Here is a 7,618-nt window from a genome sequence, read left to right on the forward strand (position 1 = left end):
CGGCGCTCACACGGCGCCGACCAGCGGGGACGCTCAGCGCACCGGGTGTCCGGCCGCCCGCAGCGTGTCCTTCACCTCGCCGATCCTCAGGTCGCCGAAGTGGAAGACCGAGGCGGCGAGGACCGCGTCGGCTCCGGCCGCGACCGCGGGCGGGAAGTGGTCCAGGCGGCCCGCGCCGCCGGAGGCGATGACGGGGACGGTGACGTGCTTGCGTACGGCCTCGATCATCTCGATGTCGTAGCCGTCCTTGGTGCCGTCGGCGTCCATGGAGTTGAGCAGGATCTCGCCCGCGCCGAGCTCGGCGGCGCGGTGGGCCCACTCGACGGCGTCGACCCCGGCGGAGCGGCGGCCGCCGTGGGTGGTGACCTCGAAGGAGCCGGACTCGGTGCGGCGCGCGTCGACGGAGAGGACCAGGACCTGCCGCCCGAAGCGCTCCGCGATCTCGCGGATCAGGTCGGGACGGGCGAGGGCGGCCGTGTTCACGCCGACCTTGTCCGCGCCCGCGCGAAGCAGCTTGTCGACGTCCTCCGCCGTGCGGACGCCGCCGCCGACCGTGAGCGGGATGAAGACCTGCTCGGCGGTGCGGCGCACCACGTCGTACGTCGTCTCGCGGTCGCCGGACGACGCGGTGATGTCGAGGAACGTCAGCTCGTCGGCGCCCTCAGCGTCGTAGACCTTGGCCATCTCGACGGGGTCGCCCGCGTCGCGCAGGTTCTGGAAGTTGACGCCCTTGACGACGCGGCCCTTGTCCACGTCCAGGCAGGGGATGACCCGTACGGCGAGCGTCATGCGGCGCCTCCCTCGGGGCGGTACGCCTCGACCTCGACCTCGACGACCAGGCTCGGGTCGATGAAGCCGGACACGATGATCATGCTCGCGGCCGGGCGGACGTCGTCGAAGAGCTCCTTGTGGGCGCGGCCCACGTCCTCGACGTCCCGGGCGTGCGTGAGGTACATGCGGGTGCGCACCACGTGCTCGCGGCCGAGGCCGAGCTTCTTCAGGGCGTCGAAGGCGACCTGGAAGGCGGTGACCGTCTGCTCGTAGGGCGTGCCCGCGTCTATCGAGCCGTTCACCACGGACGTGCAGCCCGACACCAGGACCAGGCCGTTGGGCAGCTCGACGGCGCGGGAGTAGCCGACGGCGTCCTCCCAGGGGCCGCCCGAGCTCACCCGGCGTACGACGTCGCTCATGCCGTCGCCACCGCCGCGAGGGCCTCTTCCAGGGTGAACGCCTTCGCGTACAGCGCCTTGCCGACGATGGCACCCTCCACGCCCTGCGGGACCAGGCCCGCGAGGGCGCGCAGGTCGTCCAGGGACGACACGCCGCCGGAGGCGACGACCGGGCGGTCCGTGGCCGCGCAGACGTTCTTCAGGAGCTCCAGGTTCGGGCCCTGGAGCGTGCCGTCCTTGGCGATGTCGGTGACGACGTAGCGGGCGCAGCCCTCGGAGTCGAGGCGCGCCAGGGTCTCGTACAGGTCGCCGCCGTCGCGGGTCCAGCCGCGGCCGCGCAGCGTCGTGCCGCGCACGTCGAGGCCGACCGCGATTCTGTCGCCGTGCTCGGCGATGACCTTGGCGACCCACTCGGGGGTCTCCAGGGCGGCGGTGCCCAGGTTCACGCGGGTGCAGCCGGTGGCGAGCGCGGCCGCGAGGGACGCGTCGTCCCGGATGCCGCCGGACAGCTCGACCTTGATGTCCATGGCCCCGGCGACCTCGGCGACCAGGGCGCGGTTGTCGCCGGTGCCGAACGCGGCATCCAGGTCGACCAGGTGCAGCCACTCGGCGCCCGACCGCTGCCAGGCGAGGGCGGCCTCCAGCGGGGAGCCGTAGGACGTCTCCGTGCCGGACTCGCCGTGGACGAGGCGCACGGCCTGGCCGTCGCGCACGTCGACGGCGGGGAGGAGTTCGAGGGTGCTCACAGGGTTCCGATCCAGTTGGTGAGGAGCTGCGCGCCGGCGTCGCCGGACTTCTCGGGGTGGAACTGGGTGGCCCACAGGGCGCCGTTCTCGACGGCCGCCACGAAGGGCTCGCCGTGCGTGGCCCAGGTGACCTTGGGGGCGCGCATCGCGGGGTTCGCGGTTTCCAGGGTCCAGTCGTGGACGGCGTAGGAGTGCACGAAGTAGTAGCGCTCGTCGGCGTCCAGGCCCTTGAACAGCTCGGAGTCGGCCGGGGCCGCGACCGTGTTCCAGCCCATGTGCGGGACCGTCTCGGCCTTGAGCGGCGCGACCGTGCCGGGCCACTCGTCGAGGCCCTCGGTCTCGACGCCGTGCTCGATGCCGCGCTCGAACAGGATCTGCATGCCGACGCAGATGCCCATGACCGGCCGCCCGCCGGAGAGGCGGCGGCCGACGACCCAGTCGCCGCGGGCCGCGCGCAGGCCCCGCATGCAGGCGGCGAAGGCGCCGACGCCGGGCACGAGCAGGCCGTCGGCGTTCATCGCCGTGTCGAAGTCACGGGTGATCTCGACGTCGGCGCCCGCGCGGGCGAGGGCGCGCTCGGCGGACCGGATGTTCCCGAAGCCGTAGTCGAAGACCACGACCCGCTTGCGGGTGGCGGTCAATTCCACACCTCCAGGCGGATGACGCCCGCGAGGATGCACATGCCGGCGCCGATGGAGAGGAGGGTGATCACGCTCTTGGACTGCTTCTGCTTGGCGAAGGAGTACACGCCGCCGAGCAGGAAGAGCCCCACGAAGATCAGCAGGGTGGAGATGCCGTTCATGGTTACAGCGCACCCTTCGTGGAGGGGAGGATTCCGGCGGCGCGCGGGTCGCGCTCGGACGCGTACCGCAGCGCCCGCGCGAGGGCCTTGAACTGGCACTCCACGATGTGGTGGGCGTTGCGCCCGTACGGCACGTGGATGTGCAGGGCGATCTGGGCCTGGGCGACGAAGGACTCGAAGATGTGCCGGGTCATCGTCGTGTCGTACGCGCCGATCATCGGGGCCATGTTCTCCGGCTCCGTGTGCACCAGGTACGGGCGGCCGCTGAGGTCGACCGTGACCTGGGCGAGCGACTCGTCGAGCGGGACCGTGCAGTTGCCGAAGCGGTAGATCCCCACCTTGTCGCCGAGCGCCTGCTTGAAGGCGGCACCGAGCGCGAGAGCGGTGTCCTCGATGGTGTGGTGGGAGTCGATGTGCAGGTCGCCCTCGGTCTTCACCGTGAGGTCGAACAAGCCGTGCCGGCCGAGCTGGTCGAGCATGTGGTCGTAGAAGCCGACCCCGGTCGACACGTCGACCTTGCCGGTGCCGTCGAGGTCGATCTCGACGACGACCGAGGTCTCCTTGGTGGTTCTCTCGACCCGTCCTACGCGGCTCATGCGTATCGCTCCTTCTTGAGTTCGCGCACCGCATCGAGGAACGCGTCGTTTTCGGCGGGGGTTCCCGCGGTCACCCGCAGCCGGCCGGGTACCCCGTTGTCCCGGACGAGGACGCCCCGGTCGAGGATCTTCCGCCACATCTCGTGGGCGCCGCCCTCGCCGTCGAAGCGCCCGAACTGGACGAAGTTGGCGTCCGACTCGGTCACCTCGTAGCCGAGGGCCCGCAGTTCGGTGACGAGGCGGTCGCGCTCGGCCTTCAGCTGCTCGACGTAGCCGAGGAGCGTGTCCGTGTGCTCCAGGGCGGCGAGCGCGGTGGCCTGGGTGACGGCCGACAGGTGGTACGGCAGGCGCACCAGCTGCACGGCGTCCACGACCGCCGGGTCGGCGGCGAGGTAGCCGAGGCGCAGGCCCGCCGCGCCGAAGGCCTTGGACATCGTGCGCGAGACGACGAGGTGCGGCCGCCCCGCGAGCAGCGGGAGCAACGACTCCCCGTGGCTGAACTCCACGTACGCCTCGTCGACCACCACGATGGACGGCTTGGCGGCCTGGGCGGCGTCGTACAGGGCGATGACGGCCTCGGCCGGCACGGCGTTGCCCGTGGGGTTGTTGGGCGTCGTGATGAAGACGACGTCCGGCGCGTTCTCGGCGATGGCCTTCGCGGCGGCGTCGACGTCCATGGTGAAGTCGTCGCCGCGCGGGCCCGAGATCCAGCCCGTGCCGGTCCCGCGCGCGATGAGGGCGTGCATCGAGTACGAGGGCTCGAAGCCGATGGCCGTGCGCCCTGGCCCGCCGAAGGTCTGGAGCAGCTGCTGGATCACTTCGTTCGAGCCGTTCGCCGCCCACACGTGGGCGGCGGTGACCTCGTGGCCGCCGGTCCGCGTGAGGTAGTGGGCGAGCTGGGTGCGCAGCTCGACCGCGTCCCGGTCCGGGTAGCGGTTCAGGCTCCGGGCGGCCTCGCGGACGCGCTCGGCGATGCGCTCGACGAGGGCCTCGGGCAGCGGGTACGGGTTCTCGTTCGTGTTCAGCCGGACGGGCACGTCGAGCTGGGGCGCGCCGTACGGGGACTTGCCGCGCAGCTCGTCGCGTACGGGGAGGTCGTCGATGCGTACGTCGTTCACTGCCCGGGCACCTTCCATCCGAACCTCGCCTTGATGGCGGCGCCGTGCGCGGGCAGATCCTCGGCCTCGGCGAGCGTCACCACGTGGTGGGCGACGTCCGCGAGGGCGTCGCGCGTGTAGTCCACGATGTGGATGCCGCGCAGAAAGGACTGGACGGAGAGCCCGGACGAGTGGCACGCGCAGCCGCCCGTCGGGAGCACGTGGTTGGAGCCCGCGCAGTAGTCGCCGAGCGAGACCGGCGCCCACGGGCCGACGAAGATCGCGCCCGCGTTCTTGACCCGGTCGGCCACGGCGGCCGCGTCGGCGGTCTGGATCTCCAGGTGCTCGGCGCCGTACGCGTCGACGACGCGCAGGCCCTCCTCCAGGCCGTCGACCAGGACGATCGCGGACTGGCGGCCGCTCAGGGCGGGCGCGATCCGGTCCTCGACGTGCTTGGTCGCGGCGACCTGCGGCTCCAACTCCTTGGCCACCGCGTCGGCGAGCGCCACGGAGTCCGTGACCAGGACGGCGGCGGCGAGCGGGTCGTGCTCGGCCTGGCTGATCAGGTCGGACGCCACGTGCACGGGGTCGGCGGTGTCGTCGGCGAGGACGGCGATCTCGGTCGGGCCCGCCTCGGTGTCGATGCCGATGCGGCCGGTGAAGTACCGCTTGGCGGCGGCGACCCAGATGTTGCCGGGCCCCGTGACCATGTTGGCGGGCGCGCACTCCTCGGTGCCGTACGCGAACATCGCCACGGCCTGGGCGCCCCCGGCCGCGTACACCTCGTCGATGCCGAGGAGCGCGCAGGCGGCGAGGATCGTCGGGTGCGGCAGGCCGCCGAAGTCGGCCTGCGGGGGCGAGGCGAGCGCCATGGAGGCGACGCCGGCCTCCTGCGCGGGCACCGCGTTCATGATCACGGAGGACGGGTAGACGGACCGGCCGCCGGGGGCGTAGAGCCCCACGCGCTCGACCGGCACCCACTTTTCGGTCACCGAGCCGCCGGGCACGACCTGGGTGGTGTGCGGGGCGCGGCGCTGGGCGCGGTGGACGGTGCGGGCGCGGCGGATGGACTCCTCCAGGGCGGCGCGCACGTCCGGGTCCAGGTTCTCCAGGGCCTCGGTGAGCGCGGCCGCGGGCACGCGGACCCGCTCCAGCTTCACTCCGTCGAACTTCTCCGCGTAGTCGATCAGCGCCGCGTCGCCGCGATGATGCACGTCTTCGCAGATGGGCCGCACCTTCTCCAGGGCGGCCGCGACGTCGAAGTCGGCACGGGGCAGCAGGGCGCGCAGGGCATTGCCCTCGGGGAGGGCGTCGCCGCGCAGATCGATTCGAGAGATCACATGGCCAATTCTCGCAGACCGCCATCGGCGGCCGGTCGCCCGTATCACTGACTGATACCTGCCGGGCGGCAGGCCCCCCGACGGAACGGGAGACCACGTTCACCACTAGCGTTCAGGCGGTCACGGAGCGGGCATGAACGGGTGTACGAGGCACGGACACGCGCCGTGACCACGTACGGGGCTTCACCCACCACGGCATACGGGAGGACGGCAGCAGTGGTCGACGACACCGGCATCGGGGACCCGCCGGACGGCCTGACCGCCGCGGAGGTCGGCATGTGGCAGGCGTTCCGCAACGGCACGGTGTACGACCTGCGGTCGGGCGACGCGGCGGTGGACGACCCGCACGGCGGGCATCCCTGGGGTCCCGAGCGGAGCGTGCGGGCCCGCATCGTGTGCTGGCTGCTGCTCGACGGGCCGCCCGCGCTGTCGGGCCGGGTGTCGTCCCTGAAGCTGGCCGGGGTGCAGATCACGGACGTGCTCGACCTGGCGGGCGGCGTGGTCGTGCCGTACACGGAGCTGAAGGGCTGCCGCTTCGAGAAGGAGGTCCTCCTGCCGGAGGCCCGCTTCACCACGCTGCGCCTGGTGGACTGCTCGATCCCGCGCCTGGAGGCGGCCCGGGTGCACACCGAGGGCGACCTGCACCTGCCGCGCTGCCGGATCCACAACGGCATGCGGCTCACCGACGCCCACATCGGCACCGACCTGCTGCTCAACCAGGCCGTGGTCTACCGCGACCGACGCGGCCGCTCGGTCATGGGCGACGGCATGACGGTCGGCCAGGACCTCCAGGCGGAGATGCTGGAGTCGCACGGCGAGCTGCGCCTGCGCGGCGCGAAGGTCGGCGTCAGCCTGAGCCTGCGCGGCAGCCGCCTCGCCAATCCGTACGGCCGCTACGCCCTGAACGCCCCGCAGCTGACCGTCGAGCGCACCCTCTATCTGACCCCGGCCGGCGTCGGCAATCCCCCGCAGACCAGCGGCTCGACGCCCGCCCGCGGCACCCGCGTGCAGCGCTTCGAGTGCGAGGGCGGCATCCGCCTCGACGACGGCCGCTTCGGCGACGCGGTGGACTTCGGGCAGGCCCGCTTCGCGCTCCAGAACGACCAGGAGCTGTCGCTCCGCCGCGTCCAGACGCCCGAGCTGCGCTTCCTCGGCCAGGCGCCGCAGCGCGGCAGGGTCGTCCTGTCCGGCGCCCGGGTCGTCAACCTGATGGACAGGGCGGCGAGCTGGCCGGGCCCCGGCCAGCTCCAGATGGGCGGTTTCACGTACGAGAACCTCATCCCGCAGGGCGGCTTCCCGCTCTCCCTGCGCCTGCAATGGGTGGCGGCGGCCACCGCCGAGTACAACCCCGAGCCGTACGAGAAGCTCGCCACCGTCCTGCGCAACGGCGGCGAGGACGCGGACGCCCGCGAAGTGCTGCTCGCCAAGCAGCGCCGGCGCCGCGAGACGCTGCCGTTCGCCGCGAAGCTGTGGGGGTACGCGCAGGACTGGACGGTGGCGTACGGCTATCGGCCCGGGCGGGCCGCGCTGTGGATGGCGGTGCTGTGGGCGGCCAGCGCGATCGCGTTCTCGCGCGCCGACCATCCGCCCCTCAAGCCGGGCGAGCACCCCAATTGGAACCCGTCCCTGTTCGCCCTCGACCTGCTCCTGCCCGTCATCGACCTCGGCCAGGACAGCTACTGGCAGCTGCGGGGCGGCTGGCAGTGGCTGGCGGCCGTCCTGATCCTGCTGGGCTGGGTCCTGGCCACGACGGTCGCAGCCGGCGCGACCCGCCTGCTCCGCAGGAACTGAAACTCCCCCACCCGCCCGCCCTTCCTGGGGCTCCGCCCCAGACCCCGCTCCTCAAACGCCGGAGGGGCTAGAACTTT

At 72.4% G+C, this 7,618-nt stretch carries 9 protein-coding genes; 1 reads left to right on the forward strand and 8 read right to left on the reverse strand.

Features of this window, described 5'->3' with window-relative positions:
* Nucleotides 1-33: 33 nt before the first annotated feature.
* Genes hisF through hisD form a run of 8 tightly spaced genes read right to left on the reverse strand, consistent with a single transcriptional unit; the run spans nt 34 to nt 5,750 of the window.
* On the reverse strand, nt 34-789 hold the full coding sequence (hisF, locus tag ACFWZ5_RS33450) for an imidazole glycerol phosphate synthase subunit HisF (protein WP_384795464.1): 756 nt from the start codon (nt 787-789) through the stop codon (nt 34-36).
* Complete coding sequence (locus tag ACFWZ5_RS33455; protein ID WP_384795466.1) at nt 786-1,190, reverse strand: RidA family protein; 405 nt, start codon at nt 1,188-1,190, stop codon at nt 786-788. Before ACFWZ5_RS33455 ends, hisF begins: the two co-directional genes overlap by 4 nt.
* Complete coding sequence (priA, locus tag ACFWZ5_RS33460) at nt 1,187-1,915, reverse strand: bifunctional 1-(5-phosphoribosyl)-5-((5-phosphoribosylamino)methylideneamino)imidazole-4-carboxamide isomerase/phosphoribosylanthranilate isomerase PriA (protein WP_384795468.1); 729 nt, start codon at nt 1,913-1,915, stop codon at nt 1,187-1,189. The genes ACFWZ5_RS33455 and priA overlap by 4 nt, the downstream gene beginning before the upstream one ends.
* A complete protein-coding gene (hisH, locus tag ACFWZ5_RS33465; RefSeq protein ID WP_384795470.1) occupies nt 1,912-2,562 on the reverse strand; it encodes an imidazole glycerol phosphate synthase subunit HisH in 651 nt (216 codons plus the stop codon). Before hisH ends, priA begins: the two co-directional genes overlap by 4 nt.
* On the reverse strand, nt 2,553-2,717 hold the full coding sequence (locus ACFWZ5_RS33470; RefSeq protein WP_384795472.1) for a hypothetical protein: 165 nt from the start codon (nt 2,715-2,717) through the stop codon (nt 2,553-2,555). The genes hisH and ACFWZ5_RS33470 overlap by 10 nt, the downstream gene beginning before the upstream one ends.
* A gap of 2 nt (nt 2,718-2,719) precedes the next feature.
* Entirely contained in the window at nt 2,720-3,313 is a 594-nt protein-coding gene (gene hisB, locus ACFWZ5_RS33475; RefSeq protein WP_384795474.1) for an imidazoleglycerol-phosphate dehydratase HisB, read from the reverse strand.
* Entirely contained in the window at nt 3,310-4,431 is a 1,122-nt protein-coding gene (locus tag ACFWZ5_RS33480; protein ID WP_384795476.1) for a histidinol-phosphate transaminase, read from the reverse strand. Before ACFWZ5_RS33480 ends, hisB begins: the two co-directional genes overlap by 4 nt.
* A complete protein-coding gene (hisD, locus tag ACFWZ5_RS33485) occupies nt 4,428-5,750 on the reverse strand; it encodes a histidinol dehydrogenase (protein WP_384795478.1) in 1,323 nt (440 codons plus the stop codon). Before hisD ends, ACFWZ5_RS33480 begins: the two co-directional genes overlap by 4 nt.
* Before the next feature lie 276 nt (nt 5,751-6,026).
* Between hisD and ACFWZ5_RS33490 the strand changes: the two genes are divergently transcribed.
* Complete coding sequence (locus tag ACFWZ5_RS33490; protein ID WP_384891676.1) at nt 6,027-7,541, forward strand: oxidoreductase; 1,515 nt, start codon at nt 6,027-6,029, stop codon at nt 7,539-7,541.
* Nucleotides 7,542-7,618: the final 77 nt, after the last annotated feature.

Origin of the sequence: Streptomyces sp. NPDC059003 (assembly GCF_042740445.1) — a bacterium.
Lineage (GTDB): Bacteria > Actinomycetota > Actinomycetes > Streptomycetales > Streptomycetaceae > Streptomyces.

Excerpts from the sequence above, each read along its gene's own strand:
- hisF (WP_384795464.1), bottom strand. The coding sequence starts at position 789 with ATGACGCTCGCCGTACGGGTCATCCCCTGCCTGGACGTGGACAAGGGC.
- ACFWZ5_RS33455 (WP_384795466.1), bottom strand. The coding sequence starts at position 1,190 with ATGAGCGACGTCGTACGCCGGGTGAGCTCGGGCGGCCCCTGGGAGGAC.
- ACFWZ5_RS33470 (WP_384795472.1), bottom strand. The coding sequence starts at position 2,717 with ATGAACGGCATCTCCACCCTGCTGATCTTCGTGGGGCTCTTCCTGCTC.
- hisB (WP_384795474.1), bottom strand. The coding sequence starts at position 3,313 with ATGAGCCGCGTAGGACGGGTCGAGAGAACCACCAAGGAGACCTCGGTC.
- ACFWZ5_RS33490 (WP_384891676.1), top strand. The coding sequence starts at position 6,027 with ATGTGGCAGGCGTTCCGCAACGGCACGGTGTACGACCTGCGGTCGGGC.